The sequence below is a fragment of the Clostridium thailandense genome (genome assembly GCF_019207025.1).
Classification (GTDB): Bacteria; Bacillota; Clostridia; order Clostridiales; family Clostridiaceae; genus Clostridium_AM; species Clostridium_AM thailandense.
In genome coordinates, this window is sequence record NZ_JAEEGC010000106.1 from 22,809 (window position 1) to 46,488 (window position 23,680).

General features: G+C 29.5%; 28 protein-coding genes. 27 read left to right on the plus strand and 1 reads right to left on the minus strand.

The window, feature by feature from the left end:
• Positions 1-33 precede the first annotated feature (33 nt).
• The 15 genes from I6U48_RS19145 to I6U48_RS19215 all read left to right on the plus strand — a co-directional run bounded on the left by I6U48_RS19145 (position 34) and on the right by I6U48_RS19215 (position 12,281).
• On the plus strand, positions 34-711 hold the full coding sequence (locus tag I6U48_RS19145; RefSeq protein ID WP_218322079.1) for a YggS family pyridoxal phosphate-dependent enzyme: 678 nt from the start codon (positions 34-36) through the stop codon (positions 709-711).
• A gap of 2 nt (positions 712-713) precedes the next feature.
• On the plus strand, positions 714-1,175 hold the full coding sequence (locus tag I6U48_RS19150) for a cell division protein SepF (protein ID WP_218322080.1): 462 nt from the start codon (positions 714-716) through the stop codon (positions 1,173-1,175).
• A gap of 19 nt (positions 1,176-1,194) precedes the next feature.
• Complete coding sequence (locus I6U48_RS19155) at positions 1,195-1,458, plus strand: YggT family protein (RefSeq protein ID WP_218322081.1); 264 nt, start codon at positions 1,195-1,197, stop codon at positions 1,456-1,458.
• A gap of 7 nt (positions 1,459-1,465) precedes the next feature.
• Positions 1,466-2,236, plus strand: a complete 771-nt coding sequence (locus I6U48_RS19160; protein WP_218322082.1) for a YlmH family RNA-binding protein — start codon at positions 1,466-1,468, stop codon at positions 2,234-2,236.
• 15 nt (positions 2,237-2,251) lie between these two features.
• The gene (locus tag I6U48_RS19165) at positions 2,252-2,875 is read left to right on the plus strand and encodes a DivIVA domain-containing protein (RefSeq protein ID WP_218322083.1); all 624 of its coding nucleotides are present in this window, start codon (positions 2,252-2,254) and stop codon (positions 2,873-2,875) included.
• A gap of 191 nt (positions 2,876-3,066) precedes the next feature.
• A complete protein-coding gene (locus tag I6U48_RS19170) occupies positions 3,067-3,759 on the plus strand; it encodes a 5'-methylthioadenosine/adenosylhomocysteine nucleosidase (protein WP_218322084.1) in 693 nt (230 codons plus the stop codon).
• Between the two features lie 24 nt (positions 3,760-3,783).
• On the plus strand, positions 3,784-4,584 hold the full coding sequence (aroF, locus tag I6U48_RS19175) for a 3-deoxy-7-phosphoheptulonate synthase (RefSeq protein WP_218322085.1): 801 nt from the start codon (positions 3,784-3,786) through the stop codon (positions 4,582-4,584).
• 163 nt (positions 4,585-4,747) lie between these two features.
• Positions 4,748-5,362: a TraR/DksA C4-type zinc finger protein gene (locus tag I6U48_RS19180; protein WP_218322086.1), complete on the plus strand. Its 615-nt coding sequence runs from the start codon at positions 4,748-4,750 to the stop codon at positions 5,360-5,362.
• 442 nt (positions 5,363-5,804) lie between these two features.
• On the plus strand, positions 5,805-6,269 hold the full coding sequence (gene lspA / locus I6U48_RS19185; protein ID WP_218322087.1) for a signal peptidase II: 465 nt from the start codon (positions 5,805-5,807) through the stop codon (positions 6,267-6,269).
• Positions 6,250-7,179: an RluA family pseudouridine synthase gene (locus I6U48_RS19190; RefSeq protein ID WP_218322088.1), complete on the plus strand. Its 930-nt coding sequence runs from the start codon at positions 6,250-6,252 to the stop codon at positions 7,177-7,179. The genes lspA and I6U48_RS19190 overlap by 20 nt, the downstream gene beginning before the upstream one ends.
• Positions 7,180-7,393: 214 nt before the next feature.
• The gene (gene pyrR / locus I6U48_RS19195; protein ID WP_218322089.1) at positions 7,394-7,927 is read left to right on the plus strand and encodes a bifunctional pyr operon transcriptional regulator/uracil phosphoribosyltransferase PyrR; all 534 of its coding nucleotides are present in this window, start codon (positions 7,394-7,396) and stop codon (positions 7,925-7,927) included.
• Positions 7,928-8,007: 80 nt separating this feature from the next.
• Complete coding sequence (uraA, locus tag I6U48_RS19200; protein ID WP_218322090.1) at positions 8,008-9,342, plus strand: uracil permease; 1,335 nt, start codon at positions 8,008-8,010, stop codon at positions 9,340-9,342.
• Between the two features lie 132 nt (positions 9,343-9,474).
• Complete coding sequence (locus tag I6U48_RS19205; RefSeq protein ID WP_218322091.1) at positions 9,475-10,326, plus strand: N-acetylmuramoyl-L-alanine amidase family protein; 852 nt, start codon at positions 9,475-9,477, stop codon at positions 10,324-10,326.
• Between the two features lie 39 nt (positions 10,327-10,365).
• Positions 10,366-11,118, plus strand: coding sequence for an exodeoxyribonuclease III (locus I6U48_RS19210; RefSeq protein WP_218322092.1), 753 nt, complete (start codon positions 10,366-10,368; stop codon positions 11,116-11,118).
• 23 nt (positions 11,119-11,141) lie between these two features.
• Positions 11,142-12,281, plus strand: coding sequence for a THUMP domain-containing class I SAM-dependent RNA methyltransferase (locus tag I6U48_RS19215; RefSeq protein WP_218322093.1), 1,140 nt, complete (start codon positions 11,142-11,144; stop codon positions 12,279-12,281).
• 101 nt (positions 12,282-12,382) lie between these two features.
• Here I6U48_RS19215 and I6U48_RS19220 read toward each other — a convergent pair whose 3' ends face one another.
• Positions 12,383-14,116 carry an Rqc2 family fibronectin-binding protein gene (locus I6U48_RS19220; RefSeq protein ID WP_218322094.1) on the minus strand — a complete coding sequence of 578 codons (1,734 nt, stop codon included), beginning with the start codon at positions 14,114-14,116 and terminating at the stop codon, positions 12,383-12,385.
• A gap of 529 nt (positions 14,117-14,645) precedes the next feature.
• On the opposite strand from I6U48_RS19220, the gene dapF reads away from it, so the two are divergent.
• The 12 genes from dapF to I6U48_RS19280 all read left to right on the plus strand — a co-directional run bounded on the left by dapF (position 14,646) and on the right by I6U48_RS19280 (position 23,461).
• Positions 14,646-15,467 (plus strand): diaminopimelate epimerase, encoded by an 822-nt coding sequence (gene dapF / locus I6U48_RS19225; RefSeq protein WP_218322095.1) that lies wholly within the window; start codon positions 14,646-14,648, stop codon positions 15,465-15,467.
• Positions 15,468-16,541 (plus strand): YjiK family protein, encoded by a 1,074-nt coding sequence (locus tag I6U48_RS19230; RefSeq protein WP_218322096.1) that lies wholly within the window; start codon positions 15,468-15,470, stop codon positions 16,539-16,541.
• A 143-nt stretch (positions 16,542-16,684) separates the two neighbouring features.
• On the plus strand, positions 16,685-18,187 hold the full coding sequence (locus tag I6U48_RS19235) for a GspE/PulE family protein (RefSeq protein ID WP_218322097.1): 1,503 nt from the start codon (positions 16,685-16,687) through the stop codon (positions 18,185-18,187).
• Positions 18,188-18,337: 150 nt separating this feature from the next.
• Positions 18,338-19,531 (plus strand): type II secretion system F family protein, encoded by a 1,194-nt coding sequence (locus tag I6U48_RS19240; RefSeq protein ID WP_218322098.1) that lies wholly within the window; start codon positions 18,338-18,340, stop codon positions 19,529-19,531.
• 25 nt (positions 19,532-19,556) lie between these two features.
• A complete protein-coding gene (locus I6U48_RS19245) occupies positions 19,557-19,976 on the plus strand; it encodes a type II secretion system protein (RefSeq protein ID WP_218322099.1) in 420 nt (139 codons plus the stop codon).
• A gap of 61 nt (positions 19,977-20,037) precedes the next feature.
• Positions 20,038-20,487, plus strand: a complete 450-nt coding sequence (locus tag I6U48_RS19250; RefSeq protein WP_218322100.1) for a type II secretion system protein — start codon at positions 20,038-20,040, stop codon at positions 20,485-20,487.
• Positions 20,396-20,923: a type IV pilus modification PilV family protein gene (locus tag I6U48_RS19255; protein ID WP_218322101.1), complete on the plus strand. Its 528-nt coding sequence runs from the start codon at positions 20,396-20,398 to the stop codon at positions 20,921-20,923. The genes I6U48_RS19250 and I6U48_RS19255 overlap by 92 nt, the downstream gene beginning before the upstream one ends.
• Entirely contained in the window at positions 20,883-21,380 is a 498-nt protein-coding gene (locus tag I6U48_RS19260) for a PilW family protein (protein ID WP_218322102.1), read from the plus strand. Before I6U48_RS19255 ends, I6U48_RS19260 begins: the two co-directional genes overlap by 41 nt.
• 56 nt (positions 21,381-21,436) lie before the next feature.
• On the plus strand, positions 21,437-21,790 hold the full coding sequence (locus I6U48_RS19265) for a hypothetical protein (RefSeq protein WP_218322103.1): 354 nt from the start codon (positions 21,437-21,439) through the stop codon (positions 21,788-21,790).
• The gene (locus I6U48_RS19270) at positions 21,790-22,545 is read left to right on the plus strand and encodes a type IV pilus biogenesis protein PilM (protein WP_218322104.1); all 756 of its coding nucleotides are present in this window, start codon (positions 21,790-21,792) and stop codon (positions 22,543-22,545) included. The genes I6U48_RS19265 and I6U48_RS19270 overlap by 1 nt, the downstream gene beginning before the upstream one ends.
• Positions 22,546-22,571: 26 nt before the next feature.
• Positions 22,572-23,033 (plus strand): hypothetical protein, encoded by a 462-nt coding sequence (locus I6U48_RS19275; protein ID WP_218322105.1) that lies wholly within the window; start codon positions 22,572-22,574, stop codon positions 23,031-23,033.
• An 11-nt stretch (positions 23,034-23,044) separates the two neighbouring features.
• The gene (locus I6U48_RS19280; RefSeq protein ID WP_218322106.1) at positions 23,045-23,461 is read left to right on the plus strand and encodes a hypothetical protein; all 417 of its coding nucleotides are present in this window, start codon (positions 23,045-23,047) and stop codon (positions 23,459-23,461) included.
• Positions 23,462-23,680 lie beyond the last annotated feature (219 nt).

Genomic DNA, 23,680 nt, shown 5'->3' on the forward strand with positions numbered 1-23,680 from the left:
TATTCAATTTGTCAGTAAAAGGAGACGGTGAAGTTGTCAATTGAGGAAAATGTAATTAATGTTAGGGAAACTATACCTGAGGGAGTTACTTTAATAGCAGTTTCTAAGACAAAACCTGTAGAGGATCTTCAAAGGGTATATGATATGGAGATAAGAGACTTTGGAGAAAATAAGGTTCAGGAGCTTACTGATAAATTTGAAAAGCTTCCTAAGGATATAAGATGGCATTTAATAGGACATTTACAGAAAAATAAAATTAAGTATATAGTAGGAAAAGTATATCTTATTCATTCCTTAGATAGTGTCAAGCTCCTAGAAGAGTTAGAAAAACACTATAAAGCAAAGAATATGACAGCTGAAGTATTAATTCAAATAAATATTGGAAAAGAAGAAAGTAAAACAGGAATCTATGTTGAAGATCTAGAAGTCTTAATAAGTTCCTGTGAAAATTGCAGCAATGTAAAAGTAAGAGGACTTATGGCAATTATTCCTCAAGTTAGTGAAAAAGAATGTGGAGACTATTTTAAACGAATGAAAAATTTATTTGATGATTTAAAAAAGAGAAGCTTTAAGAACATCAGTATGGAGATTTTATCTATGGGTATGACAGGAGATTATAGATTGGCAATAAAAGAAGGCTCTAACATGGTAAGAGTTGGTGAAGGCATATTTGGAAAAAGAAATTATAATAATAAATTAGGAGGTAAGTAAAAATGGCAGGAAAAGTTATAACTAAAATGATGGGATTTCTAGGATTAGAGGATGACCTTGAAGAAGATATAGAGGTTGCAGAAGAAAAGGAAGAAAAAAAGGCCGTTAATGATGTGTCAGAAATAGAACCAGTTTTTTCAAGTTCGAAAAGGCAAAATAAGGTTGTAAGTATACATACTACCATAGCTGCTAAGGTTAAAATAGTTAAACCAACTACCTACGAAGAAGCAGCTGATATATGTGATGAATTGAAAAATAGGAAAATTGTGGTCATAAACACAACTGGTTTAGAGGGAAGAATAGCTCAAAGACTTCTAGATTTCATGGGAGGAGCGAGCTATGCATTAGGTGGAGATTTAGAAGAAGTTGAGAGAGGTATATATATACTATCACCATCTACTGTAGAAGTAAGTAACGATTTAAAAAATGAGCTATCTGGAAAAGGAATTTTTAATTGGAAATAAATAATAATTGGAGGCTGAAATGATATATACTTTGGGAGTTGCATTTTCTTTACTATTTAGAATTATTGAGGCTGCTATATTAGTAGATGTAGTGCTTTCATGGATTATGCCAGGGAAAAGAGGTGGCCTGATAGACTTACTTCATGTTTTTACAGACCCTTTCATGATGCCGGGAAGAAAAATTCAAGAGAAGCTTATGCCAGGTCTTATGATTGACTTTTCTCCGATAATTGCCTTATTAATATTAGATATTTTACGTAAGATAGTATTTACTATATTATAGGGATTATATGGATAAAAAAACTTTTTTGAATAAAATGTCATTTATAGACAGTAAGATAGCTTCCAATATTTTTGATAAAATAATTTTAACGCAAAAGACAGGTAAAACAATTTATTTAGGAGAATTACATACACCAAACGTATATAAAGCTTTAACAAATATGAGCAATGAACTCGGGGTAAAGGTGTATTGTTACGGAATTTTTGAGGATGCGGAGAGGAAAATTATAGCTTTTTCTTATGATGATATATGTTATTATCCATTAGATTTAATAAAGATATCAACTAATTCTAAATTTTCTAAGCTTAAACATAAGGATTACCTTGGAGCGGTAATGGCTCTTGGGATTAAAAGGGAAAAGCTTGGAGATTTAATTTTGAAAAATGATGACTGCTATTTAGCTATTCATAACGAGATAACTGATTACATAAGAATGAATTTAACCAGTGTTGGCAAGTCTGCGTGCACTGTAAAAATTTTAGATATACACAGTAATGAAATTCCTGCGTATGATTTTCAGAATATTATTGTGAATGTTTCTTCTTTCAGAATTGATTGTATAGTTAGTGCATTATGTAATATATCAAGAGGAAATGCTGAAGAGCTAATAAGGAAGGGGAAAGTACTTGTAGATTATTCTGAGGTTATAAAAAAAGATAAGATTTTAAAAGATGATTGTGTAATAACTATAAGAGGATATGGAAAGTTTAAAATTGTAGAAGAAGCAGGATGGACAGGAAGCGGAAGAGTTAAAATTCAAGTAAAAAAATTTATTTGATTTGGGGTGTTTTGAGTGAAAATAACAGCTATGGAGATAACAAATAAAGAATTTAAGAGGAGTATGAGGGGTTACAATGCAGATGAAGTTGATGAATTTTTAGATAAAATAGCCGAAGATTATGAAAATATTTATAGAGAAAATTCAACTTTAAAAGAAAAGCTTTCAAATATAGAGGATAAAATAGATCACTATAATAAGATGGAAAGTACTATACAAAATACTCTTCTTTTAGCACAAAATGCCGCTGAACAAGCTAGAGAGAATGCTAAAAAGGAAAGTGAACTTGTTATAAGGAATGCAAATGATACAGCACAGAGGATAATTGATAAAGCTCATAATGATGTAATTCAAATTAATGATGAATTCGATAGAATAAAGCAAGAGTTTTGTAAATTTAGAACAAAATTTAGAAGTTTCATGGAATCACAGCTTGAAATGTTTGATGATATGGAAAAGGAATTTATAAAAAACTATAATATAGGATATGAATCTGAAGAAAATATTAAGCCAGCTTTAGAGTCAAAAGAAATAGAAATTGTTCATAATGAGAATGATGATAAGCTTATTGAAGAAAATGATACTTTTGCTAATAGTAATGAATTGGAAGAAATTAAAAACTTTTTTGTAAAGGATTAAGAAAATCCCACTCATGATGAGTGAGATTTTTTTAATTTTAAATAAACTGGAATTATATCCCTGCGTATGAGTTAAGTGTCTGTTGTGGGTACCTATAATTGTGGTATAATGTATTAGAAATCAAAATGGAAAATGATGCGTAAGAAATTTATAAAGTATTAAAAGAAAGCATATCAGCAGGAGGTAGTAAAATGAGAATAGGAATTATAGGAGCTATGGATGAGGAATTAGAAATTTTATTAAAGGAAATGGAATCAGAAAAAACAGTGGTAAAAGCTAATATGAGCTTCAAATCAGGAAGATTATATAATAAAGATGTAGTTGTAGTTAGAAGTGGTATTGGCAAGGTAAATTCCGCTATATGTGCTCAGATACTAATAGATGATTTTGATGTGGATAAGATAATTAATGTTGGAATAGCTGGAGGAATAGGAAAAGATGTATATCCAGGAGACATTGTAATTGCAGATAGCTTAGTTCAGCATGATATAGATACTTCGGCATTTGGAGATGAGATAGGTCAAATTCCGAGACTTGATACTTATGATTTTAAATGTGATAAAAATCTAGTAGAAAAAGCTATTTCAGCTTGTGAAAATATTAAAGATATAAAAAATTTTGTGGGAAGAATAGTAACAGGGGATCAATTTATCTGTAATACAGATAAAATAATTTGGCTTAATGAGAAATTTAATGGAATAGCTTGCGAAATGGAAGGTGGAAGTATTGCACAGGTATGTTATTTAAACAATATAGCATTTGTTGTTATAAGATCCATATCTGATAATGGTAATAATGGTGCACATATGGATTATGAGAAATTTAAACCTATTGCTATAAAAAATTCTACTGAAATTTTAAAAAATATGCTTATAAATATATAGGCGGTTTATACAGGTGATTATGAGATGAAAAAACTATTAATAGATCAAAACAATGGAGAATTAATTAAGGTAAAAGTTAAAGATGTAGTTTTTGGTGGTAAAGAAAAGGTAATAATATCTGGACCATGTTCTATTGAGAGTTATGATATTATGATGAGAATAGGAAAAGAACTTAAAGATTTAGGAGTACATATGCTTAGAGGAGGAGCTTTTAAGCCAAGAACATCTCCATATGATTTCCAAGGCTTAAAAGAAGAAGGCTTAAAGATTATAAAATCTGTTAGTGAAGAAATAAACATTCCTATAGTTACGGAAGTAATGGATGCAAGAGATATAGATAATGCTCTTAACTACACTGATATGATACAAGTAGGATCGAGAAATATGTATAACTATACTCTTCTTAAAGAATTAGGGAGAACAAATTCACCAATACTTCTTAAGAGAGGACTTAGTGCTACAATTAGTGAATGGATATGTGCGGCTGAATACATAATGATTGAAGGAAATACTAATGTAGTATTATGTGAAAGAGGTATAAGAACTTTTGAGAGTTATACGAGAAACACTTTAGATTTAAACAGTGTTGCAGTAATAAAACAAAAATATAGAATACCAGTAATTGTAGATCCAAGTCATGGAACAGGTATTAGAGAGCTTGTACCAAGCATGAGTTTAGCTTCAATTACAGCAGGAGCAGATGGGCTGATTATAGAAAGTCACATAAGTCCTGATAATGCTGTGTCTGATGCAAGACAAACAGTGTCTATGAAAAGTCTTGAGAATATTATAGAGGGCGTTAAAAAGTTAGAGCAGGTATTTTAAAGTAAGTACTTAACGAATTCCATATATACAGAATAAATAAAAAATTTCTAGTTAAAATAAGAATAATTGCCAAGTATTAAGTAAAACTATAAATTGAAACTGATATAAATATTTATACTATTTATGTTCTTATTTTAATGTTAAGAAAGGGGTTTCTGTAGTTATGGATAAGGAGAGAATGAATCATTTTAGAAGAAAATTAACAGAAGAAAGAAGCAGGGTATATGGCTTACTTCATCAAATGGAAGAAAATGAGACAATTGATTCTAATTCAGCGATGTCTAGAGAGTTATCTGTATATGATAACCATCCATCAGATACTGCTACTGAACTATTTGATAAAGAAAGAGGCTTAGCCTTTAAGGAAAATGAAATAACTATAATAAAGAAAATAGATGATGCATTAGCATCTATTGATAATGGTACATATGGAAAATGTAAAATGTGTGGAAATAATATAGTAGAAGATAGGTTAGAATTTATTCCATATGCTCAATTTTGTGTAGATTGCCAAAGGCAAGTAAATGATTCTAGACCACTAGAAAAGCACAATAGAGCTCTGGAGGAATATACAATTGATTATCCTTTTGGATACGGATATAATGACTATGACAAAGATGCACAAACGGAATTTGATGCAGAAGATAGTTTACAATCAGTAATGAAATTTGAGCGACTAGAGAATCAGACAGAATGGTATACAGATAGTGATAATAGTTATGTAGATCCAATGGAGAGAATAAGTAATCAGCAATATAAAGAGCAATTGCCGGATTAAGGGTTAGAGGCTAAATTCTAGATAGACACTCACGGCCGACACTTAACTTATGCGACCGGATATATTGACATTCTTCCGGCACAATAAATACTTTTGATAAGTCTAAAACTCAGTATTTAGAAAGTCTAAGGACCATTGATAAACTCGTACCTCAAACATATCAATGGCACTAAGACTTTCTAAAATACTGAGCTAAGACTTATAACAAAAGTATTTAAATGTGCCTTCCAGAATGTCAATATATTCCTGCGTATAAGTTAAGTGTCTGGTGTGGGGTATCTATATGTAGATTTTCTAACCAAATTACTCATACTTAAATAAAGTACTATACTGATAAGTTTATGATTTTGTATGTGTTGTGTATAAGTTGCGCTAGAGTGAGAAAGTTTATGCAGATTATAAGATCTATAAGTCGTAATGGAAGAGTAATGGGGGAATGAGAGTGGAAATTTTTATAATAATTCTAGGACTGATATTAGATAGAATTACTAAGATATGGGCACTTAATGAATTGATTAAAGTTCCTGAGATACCTATAATAAATGGTTTCTTCAGTTTTTCATATCTTGAAAATAGGGGGGCAGCCTTTGGTATACTTCAAAATAAGCTAATATTTTTATCTTTGATTACACTTATTATAATGGGTGGAATTGTATTTTATTTGTTTAAGTACAAACCTACCTCAAAGTTACTTAGAATAAGTTTATCACTTATAGTTTGTGGTGCTATAGGCAATCTTATTGACAGAGTATGGTATAGATATGTAGTAGATTTTATTATGTGGCATTACAAGGACAAATACTATTTCCCCACTTTTAACGTTGCAGATATGTTTGTCGTAATTGGAACTATGCTGCTTGCAATTTATATGATAAAGGAAGAGAATAATGGAAAACAAACAATTTAAAGTGGAGCAAGATGCAGTGAACTTAAGATTGGATTTATTTTTATCAAGACTATTTGAGGATAAATCAAGGTCATATCTTCAAAATCTAATAGAAGAGGGAAATGTGAGGATAAATGGAATAAATAAGAAGAGTAATTATAAACTAAAGCCCAATGATATAGTAGATATTAATATTCCAGAGCCTGTAGCACTTAACATAGAACCTGAGGATATACCATTAGATATTTTATATGAAGATAGCGATGTAATTGTGGTAAATAAGCCTCAAGGAATGGTTGTTCATCCTGCAGCTGGAATATATAATGGAACTTTAGTTAATGCTCTTTTAAATCATTGTGAAGATTTATCTGGTATAAATGGTGTAGCTAGACCAGGCATTGTACATAGGATAGATAAGGATACGTCAGGAATACTTGTCGTTGCCAAAAATGATAATGCACATAACAAGTTGGCAGAACAGTTAAAAGATCATTCAATGACAAGAGTATACATAGCTTTAGTAGAAGGTGTTTTAAAAAAGGAAGAGGGAACTGTAGATGCACCACTTGGGAGACACCCTATAGAAAGAATAAAAATTGCAGTAGTTAAGGATGGAAGAAGGGCCGTAACTCACTACAGAGTTTTAGAAAGATTTAAAAATAGTACACTAGTACAGTGTGTTTTGGAAACAGGAAGAACACATCAAATAAGAGTACATATGGCTCATATAGGACACCCATTAGTTGGAGATCCGGTTTATGGATATAAAAAACAGAGATTTAACTTAGAGGGTCAAATGCTTCACGCTAAAAAGTTGGGTTTTATTCACCCAAGTACGAGAAAATATATAGAGTTTGAAAGTGAATTGCCAGAGTACTTTGTAAAGATAGTAGGCATTTTGAGAAACGAAGTTAAAATAGATAGTAAATGAAATAATAGTTGAAATATGTATTGATATATGATAGTATATTTGTAGCGAATATGTGAAAAATAATTTACATAGTTTTAAAAATTAAATAAGCAGTATCCTTTAAAATGATCCAGTGAGGTCATAAGGCGACGAAAAGTAGTTATAATAGGCATTTTGCGCCCATACTCACTGAGTGTGGGCTTTTATTTTTCTTAACTTTATGGAGGTATTTTATATGGATCCAAAAGCGATAATTCTAGATGAAAAGGGAGTAAAAAGAACTTTAACAAGAGTAGCTCATGAAATAATTGAAAAAAACAAAGGTGTAGAAGATATTGTATTAGTTGGTATAAGGAGAAGAGGATATCCTATAGCCCAAAGAATTTCAGAAACCATAGAAAAAATTGAAGGTATAAAGATTAAGGTAGAGAGTGTAGATATTACTTTATACCGAGATGATTTAAGTAAGTTAGGAGATCAGCCAATAGTTAAAGATGTAGAACTAATGGATGTAGAAGATAAAAAGGTAATATTAGTAGATGATGTAGTTTATACTGGAAGAACAGTTAGAGCTGCTATTGAAGCAGTTATGCATGCGGGAAGACCCAAAATGATTCAACTAGCAGTACTTGTTGATAGAGGTCACAGAGAACTTCCAATTAGAGCAGATTATGTAGGAAAAAACATTCCAACATCTAAAAGTGAAATAGTGTCAGTAGAGGTTGCTGAAATTGATGGAAATGATTCAGTAAAAATCTACGACCTATAAAATAATATAAGTGTTAAACTAAAAAGCAAGAATATTACTTTTAAAATAGTCCAGCGAGGCTAAAAAAGGAGGAAATAAAAATGAAAAATTATGTAGATGTAGAAGAAAGATTACCCATTGCCACTACTATACCTTTAAGTTTACAGCATTTGTTTGCTATGGTAGGTGCTACTATACTTGTTCCGATAATTACAGGAATGAGTCCGTCAATTGCATTGTTCTGTAGTGGAATAGGAACATTACTTTATATTATTTGTACTAAAGCAAAATTGCCAGCATATATAGGTTCATCCTTTGCATTCATAGGACCTATGCTTGTGGCTTCTAAGAATTATGGTCCAGAAGCTATGATTTCAGGTGTTATGGCAGCAGGCATGGTTTACATTATAGTAGCTATGATAATTAAGTTTTGTGGTATAGGTTGGTTGAATAAAGCATTACCACCTGTAGTAGTAGGTTCAATAGTTATAGTTATAGGCCTTGGACTTGCAGGCACAGCGATAAATTGGGCAGGTTTAAATTCAAGCTATATGGATGCATCAATGGTTAGTGTGCCAAGATGGGCATGGATTACAGTTGCAATGGTAACTCTTGGAGTAGGAATACTTGGAAGTATGTATTTTAAGGGATTCTTAGCAGTTATACCAATACTAGTGGCTATGATAACAGGTTATGTAACAGCATTAGCTCTTGGAGTAGTTCCACATTCAGCAATGGAGGCAATAGCAGCTACAAAATTGTTTAGACTTCCACCTTTTATGACACCTAAATTTAACTTAAATGCAATGATGTTAATGGCGCCAGTATCTTTTGTAACACTTGCAGAACATATAGGACATGTATATGTTACAAATAATGTAGTTGGAAGAGATTTTACTAAGGAACCAGGGCTTCATAGATCTATCCTAGGTGATGGAGTAGCTACGATGTTTGCTGGATTCGTAGGGGGGCCTCCAAACACAACTTATGGAGAAAACATAGGTGTTATGGCTATAACTAGAGTTTACAGTGTATGGGTAATTGGTGGAGCTGGTGTAATTGCAATATTACTTTCTTTCATAGGCCCGGTAGCAGCTATTATAGAACATATGCCATTACCAGTTATGGGAGGAGTAAGTATATTACTCTTTGGTATAATAGCATCATCTGGATTTAGAATATTCGTAGAGGATAAAATAGATTTTGGCAAGAAGAAAAACTTAATATTATCTTCAGTTATAATAGTCATAGGAATTGGAGGAGCAGCAGTTAAGTTTAAATTTAACGGTGCAGATGTAGAAATAGCAGGAGTTGCGCTTGCAACTATAGTAGGTATAATTTTAAACTTAATTCTTCCAGATATAAGTGCGACAGAAAAAGATACTACTGTGGAAGACGAATTTGAAGCTAAAGAAAAAGCTGCTAAAGCAATATAAAACTTAATAAAATAAAAAAGTTATAAATTAATGTTAGAAAAATCCCCAAAACTTGATATAATAGTTTTGGGGATTTTATATTATGCAGTAATAATTTGACGATAATTTTATTAAAAAGAGGTATCAATATCTATGAAAAAATCTAAAACTATGATTATAAGTTTAATTTTAGTTTTATTAATTGTAATATTTGTATCCAAGGCTTTGCAGGACTCTTATTTGAAAATAACAAATTCAAAAGTTACAATGGGAAAAAACAAAAGTGTTTCAGTAGTTAAAAATAATGAGGAAAAAAGCCACCAAAAGGAAGAAAACAAAACAAAAATCAGTGAAAATACTCATGTTGCTGAAGCTAAGGAAAAGAAAGTTGTGTTTATAGACCCAGGTCATGCAAATAGGTCTAATTTAGAGAAGGAACCTATTGCGCCTAATTCCTCTAAAATGAAGATAAAAGATGGTGGCGGTGCAGAAGGAGTTGTGAGTAAAACACCAGAATATTTAGTAAATATGAAAGTATCTTTAAAGCTAAAAGCTTTTCTTCAAGAGAAAGGGTATATCGTCAAAATGACAAAAGAAGATAATTCTTTAAGCCTAGGAAATGTTGAAAGAGCGGAAGTTGCAAATAAAGAAAATGCAGCATTGGTTATTAGGATACACGCAGATTCAAATGACAATTCCAGTGTAAAGGGATCATCAATGCTTGTTCCAGCATCCATAAATGAAAATACAAAGTTAATACATGATAAAAGTTCTAATTACGGAAAGATAATATTAGATACTTTAGTTAATGAAGTTGGAATGAAAAACAGAGGAGTAGTGGAAAGAGATGATATGACAGGCTTTAATTGGTCTAAGGTTCCAGTAGTGTTAATTGAGATGGGCTTTCTTTCAAATGAGGAAGAGGATAAATTATTAAATACGGATGATTATCAAAATAAAGTAGCTAAGGCTTTGGCAGATGGAATAGACTTAGCGTTGAAATAATTATAAATGTCTTATTTTATGAAAGGTTGGTAAGATCTAATGAAATTAATATCATGGAATGTCAATGGAATAAGAGCCTGTGTACAAAAAGGGTTCTTAGATTATTTTAAGGAAGTTGATGCAGATATTTTTTGTATTCAGGAAAGTAAAGTCCAAGAAAATCAAATAGATTTACACTTGGAAGGTTACCATCAATACTGGAATTATGCAGAGAAAAAAGGGTATTCAGGTACTGCTATATTTACTAAAATAGAGCCAATTAGCTGTAGTTATGGAATAAATAAAGATGAGCATAATAACGAGGGAAGAGTTATTACGTTAGAGTTCGAGAATTATTATTTTGTAACTGTGTATACTCCTAATTCAAAGGAAAAGTTAGCAAGATTAGACTATAGAATGCAGTGGGAAGATGATTTTAGGGGATATCTAAAAACATTAGACTCTATAAAACCTGTAATTGTGTGTGGAGATTTAAATGTTGCACATAAAGAAATAGATCTAAAAAACCCAAAGAGCAATAGAAAGAATGCAGGATTTTCGGATGAAGAAAGAAATAAATTTACTGAATTTTTAAATTCAGGATTTATAGATACGTACCGCTATTTTTATCCAGATAAAGAAGGGGTGTACTCTTGGTGGTCCTATAGATTTAATGCAAGATCTAATAATGCAGGATGGCGTATAGACTATTTTTGCGTATCAGATAGACTAAAAGACAGACTTGTTAGTGCAGATATTCATTCGGAGGTAATGGGATCAGATCATTGCCCTATTGAATTGGTGATAGAATAGTAATAGGAAGAGGAGCGGATTAAATGGATTATACTTTAATTGCAACATCAACTTTTGGATTGGAATCGGTGGTAGCTAGTGAATTAAGAGAGCTTGGGTACGATGATTTAAAGATAGAAAATGGTAAGGTAACCTTTGAAGGTGATGAGAGGGATATAGTAACCTGTAATATGTGGCTTAGAACGGCGGATAGAGTATTAATAAATATTGCAGAGTTTAAGGCAGAGAGTTTTGAGGAACTGTTTCAAGGGACTCTTGCTGTTGAATGGGGAGATATATTGCCAATAGATGCTTTTATGCATGTAGAAGGAAAGTCTGTTAAGTCTAAGTTGTTTAGTGTGCCTGATTGTCAATCTATAGTGAAAAAGGCTGTAATAGAAGCGATGAAAAGAAAATACAAGACAGATTGGTTTAACGAAAATGGAGCAAGATATAGAATAGAAGTGGGGATTTTAAAAGACATAGTAACTTTAACTTTGGATACTTCAGGTACAGGATTACATAAAAGAGGATATAGGGAAAATGCCGGAGGAGCTCCAATAAAAGAAACTTTAGCAGCAGCATTAGTACTTTTGAGTAAGTGGGAACCGTCAAGGTTACTTGCAGACCCTATGTGTGGTTCTGGAACTATAGCCATTGAAGCTGCTCTTATAGGCAAGAATATAGCACCGGGCTTAAATAGAAACTTTATATCAGAGCAGTGGGAGATAATACCTAAAAATATATGGGAAGAGAGTAGGAAATTTGCAAGGAACGCAGTAAATGATAAAGAATTTAGAATATTAGCTTCTGATATGGATGGAAGAGTTATAAGAACTGCTATGGATAATGCAAAAAAAGCAGGGGTTGAAGATTATATAACTTTTCAAAAAATGCCTATGCAGCAGTTTAGTTCTAAAAAAAGGTATGGATTTATAATTACTAATCCACCTTACGGAGAGAGACTAGGAGAATTGAAAGAAGTAGAAAAGCTATATAAAGACATGGGAGAAGTTTTTGAGAACCTTAGAGACTGGTCTTATTTTGTAATTACAGCACATCCAGATTTCCAAAAGCACTTTGGAAAAGATGCAGATAAGAATAGAAAGCTTTATAATGGAAGAATTAAGTGTTATTACTATCAATATTTTGGAGCTAAGCCTGAAAAGAAATACTATGAATAATTAACTACATGCAAAATAAAGAGGACAGTTGACAGAGGAAAAGCAACAATCACTGTCCTCTGTCCATTGTCTTCTGTTCTCTAAAAATGTTTCACATTTTTTTATTGCACTTGTTCTATATCAGGTTTTTTAGGATCTATATATATTGTCTTATTTGTGTAATATATAACCATACCTGGCTTTGAGCCATTAGGTTTATGGACATTCTTAATTTCTGTGTAATCTACAGCTACTTTAGTCGAATCCTTTGCTTTACTGTAAAAGGCTGCGAGCATTGCTCCCTCTTCTAAGGTTTTATTTGTTATGTTTCCGAAGTTTTTTATTATAACATGGGATCCAGGTATATTTTTCGTATGCATCCATATATCTCGTTTATCAGCAAATTTTAGAGTTAGATAGTCATTTTGAAAATTATTTTTTCCAATATATATTTCGATACCATCACTTGAAACAAATTTCATAGGCTTAGTAGGCTTTATTTTTTTATTGTTTAATTTCTTGAATTTTATATATCCAGTTTCCATCAGTTCTCTTTTAATTTCTTCAATACTTTCATAATCTTCAGCATTTTTTATATTGGTCATAACTGATTGAAGGTAGCTTATCTCTTGATCATTTGCTTCTAGCTGAATCTTTGATGATTCCTCCGTTTTCTTTAATTTAGTATATTTTTTAAAATAATATTGAATATTTTCAGCAGGAGTCTTATTGGGGTCAAGCTTAATATGGATATAATCCCAATTTTCGCTGTAGTAATTTTGTAATTTAGCAGATTCATCTCCTTTGTTTAAACTATATATATTAGCAGTCAAAAGCTCACCATAAATTTTATAGGTGTCTTTACTAGTACATTCCTCTAAATTTTTCTTTAGTATATCAGATTTTTTATAGCATCTTTCTAAGTTTAGATGTACAAGTTTTTGAAGGTCAGAACTTTTGTTATTTAGTCTATCAGATTTATCTTTTTCAAAATAGAAATCTTCAATTAGAACTGATGGAGATTCAAAAGTTTTTTCCAAATACTCATACATATAGGTTAACTTTTTGCAATAAAAATCTTTAACTACTCCATCTGTTGAATATTCAACAAAGTTAAACTCATTGTTTCTAATGCTCTCAAATTTTTTATGGCAAAGGTCATATATATAGTCTAAATTAGCTTCCGAAAGTTCTTTTTCAGAGTTATTAAGATCATAAGTGAGTTCTTTTGAAAATTGAGAGCTTAAGCCAGTAAAAACCTTGGAAAAAAAGTTTTTATCAAATTTGATATTATTTGTTTCAATATATGATTTGAAATCCTCAATATTAAAATCAAATGGACTTAGTTTAGTAGAAACAGGAGGGAAAACATATTTAATTCCTGGATAAACATTTCTAACGGAATTTATTTCTGGAGTAATGTGCTTTATACTATCCATAATTAAATTATCTCGGTCTCTAACTAAGGTTATATTGCTATGTCTTCCCATGATTTCCACTACAAGAGTATAAGTACTATTAAAGCCTAATTCGTCACTGGATTCAAAGTCTAAAAAAACAACTCTATCAGTATCTAACTGTCTTATATTTACAAGTCTGGCCGTATTGAGATATTTACGTAAGACCATGCAAAACATAGGTGGTTGCATTGGATTTGTTTTGCTTGTTTTTGTAAAGTGCATTTTGGGGTAAACAGGACTAGCACTGATTAAAAGTTTGTAGTTTTTTCTTTCATTTTTTATAGATAAAATTATTTCATCCTTTTCAGGTTGATTTACCTTGTCAACTCTACCGTTTAATATGGTATGTTTGAATTCCTCTATTAGGCTGTGTATGAAAATACCGTCAAGTGCCATAGGTATCATCCTTTCTATGTAAGTAAAATTTTTATATAGGCACACACGGCCGACATTTAACTTATACTCCGGGAGATATTTACATTCTTCCGACACCATAAATACTTTTGATAAGTCTAAAGCTCAGTATTTTGAAAGTCTAAGAATCATTTATAAACTCGTACCTCAAACATATAAATGATTCTAAGACTTTCTAAAATACTTTGCTAAGACTTATAACAAAAGTATTTAATGTGTCTTCCAGAATGTAAGTATCTCCCTGCGCATAATTTAAGTGTCTAGTATGGTTCTATATAATAAAGAGTATGGGCATATTATACCATAAAATAGATGTATTCAAGCAGTAATTTCTATATAGGGTTCTCAAACTATGGATATTTTAAAATTAAAATAGAAATGCCCTTTTATTATACAGCTTGTATTTCTAAATGATTAATTATGCAATTAATCTATTGATAATATTTTTATGTAGTAGTAAACTTAATTTAAAGTTTTATTAACTAACTTTTAGAAAGGCGGAGAATTATAGATGAAATTTACAAAAATGCAGGGGACGGGTAATGATTTTATAGTAATTGATGATAGAAATAACAGCTTTTTGAAAAAAGAAAGCGAATTAGCAATAAAACTTTGTGATAGACATTATGGTATTGGCGGAGACGGCATATTAATAGTAAGAAATAGTGAAATTGCTCAAATACAAATGATTATAATTAATATCGATGGTTCATATGCATCAATGTGTGGAAATGGAATAAGATGTTTTGCAAAGTATGTATATGATGAGAAGATTGTAACAGGAGATTGTATAAAAATAGAGACTGGTGATGGTGTAAAAGAGGCGTTTATACATGCAGAAGATAATATTGCAAAAGAAGTTACGATTAATATGGGAACCCCTTCATTTGATACGAAATATATACCAGCAAAATTTAATGAAGAAATAATAAATAAACAAATAAAAGTTAATGAAAGAGAATATAATATAACAACCATGCTAATGGGGGTACCACATACAGTTATATTTGGAGAACTTGAAGATTACAATGTTGAAGAGGGAAGAGCAATAGAAAAATATAATAAATTTCCTAAAGGAACAAATGTAAACTTTTGCGAAGTTATAAACAATAGTAAAGTAAGGGTTAAAACTTGGGAAAGAGGTGCAGGACCTACTTTAGCTTGTGGAACAGGAAGCTGTGCTTCAGTAATAGCTTCCAACAAACTAGGTTTTACAGGTAAAAATGTAGAAGTTCAAGTACCAGGGGGAAAACTTTTTATAGAAATAAAAGAAAATGGAGTTTTCATGACAGGACCTGCAGAAGTTTCATTTAAAGGGGAATATGAAATCTAAATGAAAGTATCTAATAAAATTTCATCTTTTTTCATAGTTTCTTTTATTATTTTAAGTTTAACAGCATGCAGTTGCAATGAAGAAACACTAGAAGAAGTAAATAATTTACCGCATTATTCTCAAATTACCGCTTTAGAGAGCAACAAAGAAAATTCAGATGTTTATAAAATTGAGAATAAGGGATTATATAAAATAGGAACAATAGAGAATCTGCTCGATTTATCGTATAATAACAAAAATGCTGTTTATGTTTATCTACAAAACATTTCAAAAGGAAAAAATTTTAACAACAATAAGATTGTAGTAATTAAAGATAAAAGAAAAAAAGAACTAAAAGACTTTTATGCTGCTTTAGATTTTAAACTTAATCCATCAGGAGATAAACTTGCATTTAGGAGCTTTAAGGAAGATTCTAGAGAAAGTGCTGAGGGTATGAGGATATATGATATTAAAAAAAATAAGTATATAAGATTAAAGTCTAATGTACTTGTTTCTGGAAACCTATATGGATGGATAAATGATAATAAAATAATTTATTACGGGAGTATAGAAGGGAAAAAAAACTCAGATAAAATATATTCTTATGATTTCAATACTAATAAAGAAGAAGTTTATCTTGGTGATATAAATGGTTATTGTACCTATTTTGTTCCAATAGGGAATAATATTTTGTTCTTGGCAAAGGAAGGAGATAGTCAATCATTATATTATTTTGATGCTGAAAAAAGTACAGTTAAAAGTATAACCAATAATATATATGGAGTTAGTAAATCAGTAGCAAGCTATAAAAATGGCGAGATTTTTTTTATTGGAAGTGAGGATGAAAAGCAGTTAGCTTTATATAAATTTTCATCCCAAAGTTTTGAATTAGAAAGAATTACTTATGACTTTCCAAAAGAATTAGATGAAATGTCTGGAATAGCTATAGATGATCAGGGAAATGTTTATTTTGGTGGTACAGATGTTCCAGAGCAAGATGAAAAAGTAGATGTATATATGTATGATAACAAAGAAAGATCTATTAACCTTATATCTACTCATGAGGGAAAGTATAGCGTATATAATTCAGAATAAGTAAGAGATAAGTACTTTAATCACATAAGATCTATCTAGATTTAGATGGATTTTATGTGATTTTAATTTTTTGATTTGTTTACGAATTGAAATAGTGGACATAATTCTAATATAAGATTGATGGGAGGTAAAAGTGTAATCATATGAATAAAGATATGCCAATTATAGATTTAGAAAATACTCAAATTGATAATAAAGTAGTACAAAAGATACCAGAAAAAATAGCAAATGATAACTGTCTGATAGCATTTAAAGAATTTAATGATTATACCTATATAGCAGTTGAGAGGAGTCCTAATGTATCTTTAGAAGAAGAATTAAGATTTATAATTGGAAAAAACATAAGGTTTTTTTATGCACATAAAGCACAAATAGTGAATTGTATTAATAGTTATTATTGCAAGTACAGCGTAGAAAGTGCTATTAAGAACATTGAAACTCAAAATACAGATAATTTTAGCCAGCAGTATTCAAAAATTCTTAATGAAGAAAAATTAAAAGAAGCTCCTGTGGTTAAAATTGTAAACTCAATACTAAATGGTGCTATACATCAAAATGCCAGCGATATTCATCTTGAACCATTTGAAGATGAAACTTTAGTGAGATTTAGAGTAGATGGTATAATGAGCTACTTTATGTCAGTACCTCACAATATATATTCACTAGTATGCACTAGATTCAAAATAATGGCTTTAATGGACATATCAGAAAGAAGAATACCACAAGATGGAAAAATAAAATATGCATATGAAAATATTGAATACGATTTAAGAGTATCAACACTTCCTACAGTATATGGCGAAAAAATCGTCATAAGAATTTTATATAAGTCTATTGAAATGAAACTTTTAGATACACTAGGATTTGGTGAAAAAGCTGTGAAATCAATAAAATCAATGTTAGAGAATAGGTATGGAATTATACTTGTAACAGGGCCAACTGGCAGTGGAAAAACTACCACTTTATATTCTATGTTAAATTCATTAAATAAAAAAGAAAAGAATATAACAAGTATAGAAGATCCTGTGGAGTATAGTGTTAAAAATGTAAACCAGGTCAATGTAAACTCAAAAATAGGTTTTAGTTTTGCAGAAGGCTTAAGAAGCATATTAAGACAAGATCCAGATGTAATAATGTTAGGAGAAATAAGAGATGAAGAGACAGCACAAATTGCTATTAGAGCTGCAATAACAGGGCATTTAGTTATTAGTACTTTACATACTAATGATGCAGCAGAATCTATACTAAGACTTGAAGACATGGGAATACCAGATTATTTCTTGGAAGAAGCTTTAAAATGCATCATATCTCAAAGACTAGTTAGAAGAATATGTCCTTATTGCAAAAAGCCATATTATGCATCTAATAGTGAAAGTAAAAGTTTAAATTTGCCGATGAATTATAATTTGTATAAGGGTACGGGGTGCTGGCAATGTAACTATACTGGATATAAAGGAAGGATAGTAGTGTATGAAATTATGGATCTTAATAGACTAAAAAATATCAATATTAAATCTCAAAAGTCCATAGAGGACATTAGAAAAGTCAATATGGATAAAGGCATGGTTTCTATGAAAGATCACTGTACTGAACTTGTGAAAAATGGAGTTACTACTTATGAAGAATTTATGAGAATAAATTTGTAAAAAAATGCAAAAAAGTAAAACAATTAAATATAAGAACTATTTAGAAATGCTTTAAAATATTCTTCCATTTTGAGCTATATATTTATGTAAGCAAATCAGCTTTCTAGTGCTATTTTTTACAGCATATTAATTAAGAAGGGGAATTAGTATATGTTTAGTTATAAAGCAGTAAATATTAATGGGAACAAAATTAAAGGAGAATTTGAAGGCGAAAATATATTAGAACTTAGAGCTGTTTTAAAAGATAGCGGATATTATCTTTTGGACTTTAAAAATAAAAATGGAGTTCTTAAAAATATACTTAAAAGAAGAGTAGGACTTAAGGATATAAGTTTTTTATGTAATGCTTTAGGCAATATTCTAAGTTCTGGTATAACAATATCGCAAGCATTAAATGTTATTGCATCTCAATGCAATAACAAAATATTAAAACAAAGTTTATATAATATCGAGAGGAATGTTTCAAAAGGTGAAAGCATACATAAAAGTCTAAAAAATAACTTGAAAATATATCCTTTATTTATGGCAGAAATGGTTAAGGCTGGTGAAGAGGTTGGAAAACTAGATAAAGTATTGACTGATTTATCAGTATACTATGACGAGCAAAATAAGATACTTACAAAGATTAAATCTGCAATTGCTTATCCTTTAATTGTGTTAACTAGTTCTATTTTTATAATAATGTTTCTGATGATTAAAATAGTACCTCAATTCACAGACACCATAAGATCCATGGGAGGAAAAATTCCACTTCTAACCCAGACTACTCTAAATTTTTGTAATTTTATTAGAAACAATTTTTGTGTAATAAACATGTGTGTAATTTTAAGCATTATAATTCTATATAAGTATTTTAAGACTAATAAAGGAAAAATTTTTATTGATAAAATCAAGCTTAAGATTCCGTGCTATAGAACAATGTATAATTATCTTGTGTTGTCTAAACTATCTAGAGCATTATCCATGCTTATATCGTCAGGTTCTAATATAATAAGGGCATTAGAAATATCTTTAAGCATTATCAATAATAAGATTATAGAAAATAAAATTAGAAACTGTATAGAGGATATTAAAAAAGGTGAGTGTATATATTATGCTTTTAAAAAACATGATATAGGAAATGAAATGTTTTTAGCGATGATCAAAACTGGTGAAGAGGTCGGAAGGCTTGATACTATGTTGTTAAGAACGGCAACAATATTCGAAAACGAATTTAAAGAACGTTTAAAAATGCTGTTAAGTTTAATGGAACCTTCAATTATTATAATTCTGGCTTTCTTTATAGGAATATTTATAATATCAGCCATTATACCGATTATAACCATAATGGATTCCATTGCATAAAATTTTTGTGTTAGGAGAGAGGTTAATGAATAAAAAAAATATATATTCAAAGAAAAAAGGTTTTACTCTAATAGAACTTATGTTAGTTGTATCTATCATATTAGTTTTAATGGGGTTCCTAATTCCGAAGTTTTCATCTTACGAGGAGAAGGCTAAAATTACAAAGGCTGTGAGTACAGCTAAGCAAATTCAAACAGCAGCTATGGCAAGTTATGGAGATAATGAAGGTACATTTAATTCTACTGATGTAAAATCAAATGTAGAATCGCTTACTTCTGCAGAAAGTGTAAATGTTGAAAATTTATTAAATGATGGTCAAAGCATAGATGTAACATATCAAAGTGATGGAAAAGACTGTAAGGTAACTATTAATGCTGAGCAGAATTCTTTTACAGTAAATTATGGAGATGAAACAGTATACCCTAAGAATATAACTAAGAAGTAAAGATAAATAAAAAAATTATATAGAATAAAAATAAGGATTTTAAATGTTAAAGGAAGGTTTAATGAAATTTAGAAACAGAAATAAAGGATTCACAATTATAGAGTTAATGATGGTAATAGGGATAGCATCTATATTATTTAGCATAAGTTTAATAAATTTGGGGGGGTATAATAAGCTGCAAGACAAAATAGACATTGATGTTTTCAGTAATTCCTTAATTAATTTGGTTAACAGCTCAAAAGAATACTGTAGAGATGAAAATATAGGTGGTTATTTATATTTTGATACTGAAAAAAATGCAGTGTGCTTAAATTGTGGACTGCAGGAAGTTTACAGGCTGGAACTTCCAGATAAGTTTAAGTTAAATATAGTAAGACCGGGAAATAAAATAAAAATAGATAATAGAGGGATAACAGAAGATGCATGTACCATTCAATATAAAGACAGGGAAGAAAAAATGCACTGCATTACTATGTGCGTTGGAACAGCTTTTTTGGAATTTAAGTATTAAAAAAGGATACTCTTTAATAGAAGTTATGTGCAGTATCACGATATTTTCTACATTATTTATAACAGTATTATCAATACAAATTAATAACTTAAAGATTAAAAGCATTAACAATGAAATATATAATTATTCTGTATTTTTGGAAGCTGCAAAGAACAATATAATGTATAACTGTTCATATGATGAAATACAAAAGCTTGATTTTGAAAAAAAATACTATATTTCAAAAGAAAATCTTCAAATTGATAAAATTAAGGACAAAGGAATTCAAAATTTGTTCGTTACAGAGAAGCCTTTAAATGGGGCTTATTTAGTGATTAATATAGAAGAAGGAAAAGTAATGAAATTAAACTTAAAATTATATGAAAAAATTAGAAAGGGTACAAAGGTTATAGAATGTGAATTTTATAAGGGGAAATATCATAGGACGAAAAATTAATAAAAAAGGATTTACTTTAATTGAATTGATGATAGTTTCGGCGCTGATAGGAGTAATTACTTCAGCTCAGATAATTATTATCTCAAAATACATGAAGATGCATAGAACAGAAATAATAGAAAGCAGAGAAGCTTTTTATGTAAATGAAGCTTTTATAATAATTGAAGCTCAAATAAGTAGTGCGAAATATGTAAAAATAGATAATAACCAAATTGTTTTAAAAAGATATTATGGAGTGGAACATGATTATATAAGAGAAGATAAGGATTCAGATATCATAATATCCTATGGCGCAGTATATTCATCTACAACTAATAATATTTTAAAAAGAGTGAAAGATTTTAAAGTTGAAGGGAAAGGTGATTTAGCTTATATAACCATAGAAACAAAGAGAGGAAAAGTATATAAAAGATGTTTAGCATTAGAAAGAAAAAGAGTGAGAGGGGATTTATATTAATATATGTGTTTTTTATATGCAGCTTATGTTTTATTATAGTTTTGGGATTTTATAAGATGGAGGTTTTGATAAGAAACAACAATTTAAAAATGGAAAAAAGTTTAGTAAAAGTAGACAAATTACAAAAGACAAGAGAATATCTTCTTACAGAATTAGATGATAACATATACAAGAATGTTTCAGTGATAGATGAAAATTCGGTAAAAGAATATTTTGTTTCGATGTCAAAGCTTGATGAGAAGTATGAGGACAGTTACATAGAGTATATAAAAAATAATAATTGTTTTTTGATACAATATTATATCAATCATAAGTTTTATAAAGGAGAGCTGTATGAGTACAAAATTGCCAATGGACTGATATATTATGGATGCATTGACTATTCTTTTGAAAAAGGAGGAATAAATTAATGAGAAAAACAGTATTACTTCAAGTGTGTGATGATGGTTTAAGATATAAAGAAGTATTAGGAAAGGGCTTTATAGTGAGAGTAACGAATATGAATAAATATGAAAAATCTGATATCAAGATTAATGATATTAGACAACTTAAAGTGAATTTTAAAAAGAAAAATCTGTTTATAATTCTGGACGGAGAAGAATTGTATATAAAAATTATGATCCTTCCCAAATTGAAGAAAGAAAAAATTTATGAAATTATTAGATCGGAACTAGAATACCGTTTTAAAAATATAGATAATATTATGTTTACATATCAAATTATTAAAGATAATGGTTCGAATCTAGAGGCTATAGTACTTTGCTTAAATTGGAGTAGAATGGATTTAGTAGAAGACTGTGTGAAGAGAGGAGCTAAATTGAAGGGAATATATCCAATACAGTTTTGTATTTTAGATAATTATAAAAGAATAATTAAAGAGAAGAAATATATTTTTACTTTTTTATATAAAGGTATATTGTACTTTTTAGCATGTTCAGATAATAAAATTATTGCTAATAGTGTTGTAAAACCATTTATAGAAAAGAACTTTATGAACGAATTAGACAAGTTTCGGACTAAATGTAATGTTTTGGAAGTGTTTAAAGATTTGCCTAAAATAGTATTACTTAACCTTTCTAGTGAAGGTTTAATTAAGAATATAAAAAAGCTTTATAAATGTTATGATTTGGGCAATATTTGTGAAGATGAAATACAATTTGTATAGTTTTTAACTCAAAAGAGGTAATTTAGATGGAAAAGATATATTTTTTGCCACAATGGTATTTGGAAGGCAAAAAGAATAAAAAAAGAAAAATAATGAGAAGTATAGCTGTATTACTTATTATATTAGATCTAATTCTTTTAGAATTTCTAGTTATAAGTATAAATAAAAATGAGATCTTAGAAGGAGAATTTAATGAAAGAGTTATAGCTAGAGAAAGCAAAAATGTTGGGAAAAGTAAAGAGCCTATTAAGAATAGTAAAACGTTAGATACATTTTTAACTTTTAATAAAAGCTTACATGAAGAATTGAATTTTGAAAACTTATATATAGAAGGAAAAAGAATAGAATTAGAATTTTATCCAGATAATTTAAACTATATAAACCTAATAAAAGAAATAGAAGCCAAAGATGAATTTATAATAAAACAGTTATCAAATTTAGGTGATCAATCTGATAATAAATCAAAAATTATAATGGAATTAAAATGAAAGGAGATTAAATGTCAAAAGATAAAGTTTATAAAATCATAATAATATTAAGTTTATCACTATGCGTATTTCTAATTGTGAAAAGTTACAATATTACACAGAAAATAATTAATAATAGAGTGAAATTGACCTCAATAGAAAAGGTAAATAATAAAAACGATAGAATGAAAAAATTAAATTTTTACAATGTCATAGAAGAGTTAGGTTCAAAACAAAAAGTTAAAATAAATAATTTGGTTAGTAAAGATAGCGATAAAGAAATATCAACACAAATTAATGTTTATGGTGATATTTCTACAGTTAGAGATATATTAGAAGATATAAAAAAGAAAAATAATTATCAGTCTGTAGATAATATAAAGATAAGTAGAGATAAAAATAGAGATATAAGTGCAGATATAAATATGGAATTTATAAAAAATAATTGATATAGTGTTTGAAAAGAATAGATTTAGTAATGCTAAAAAGTTGTTTTAAATATAGCAATAGTATTTGCAAATAATCACAAGTTTTGATAAAATAACATTGTTCAAATACAAACAAATCTATTCTGCATTATTGAGGCACAAAAAAGAAAAAATATAGTTTTATAAAGAATAATTGTTACAAAAATTGGAGAAAGTAATAGTGAATACTTATGCTATATG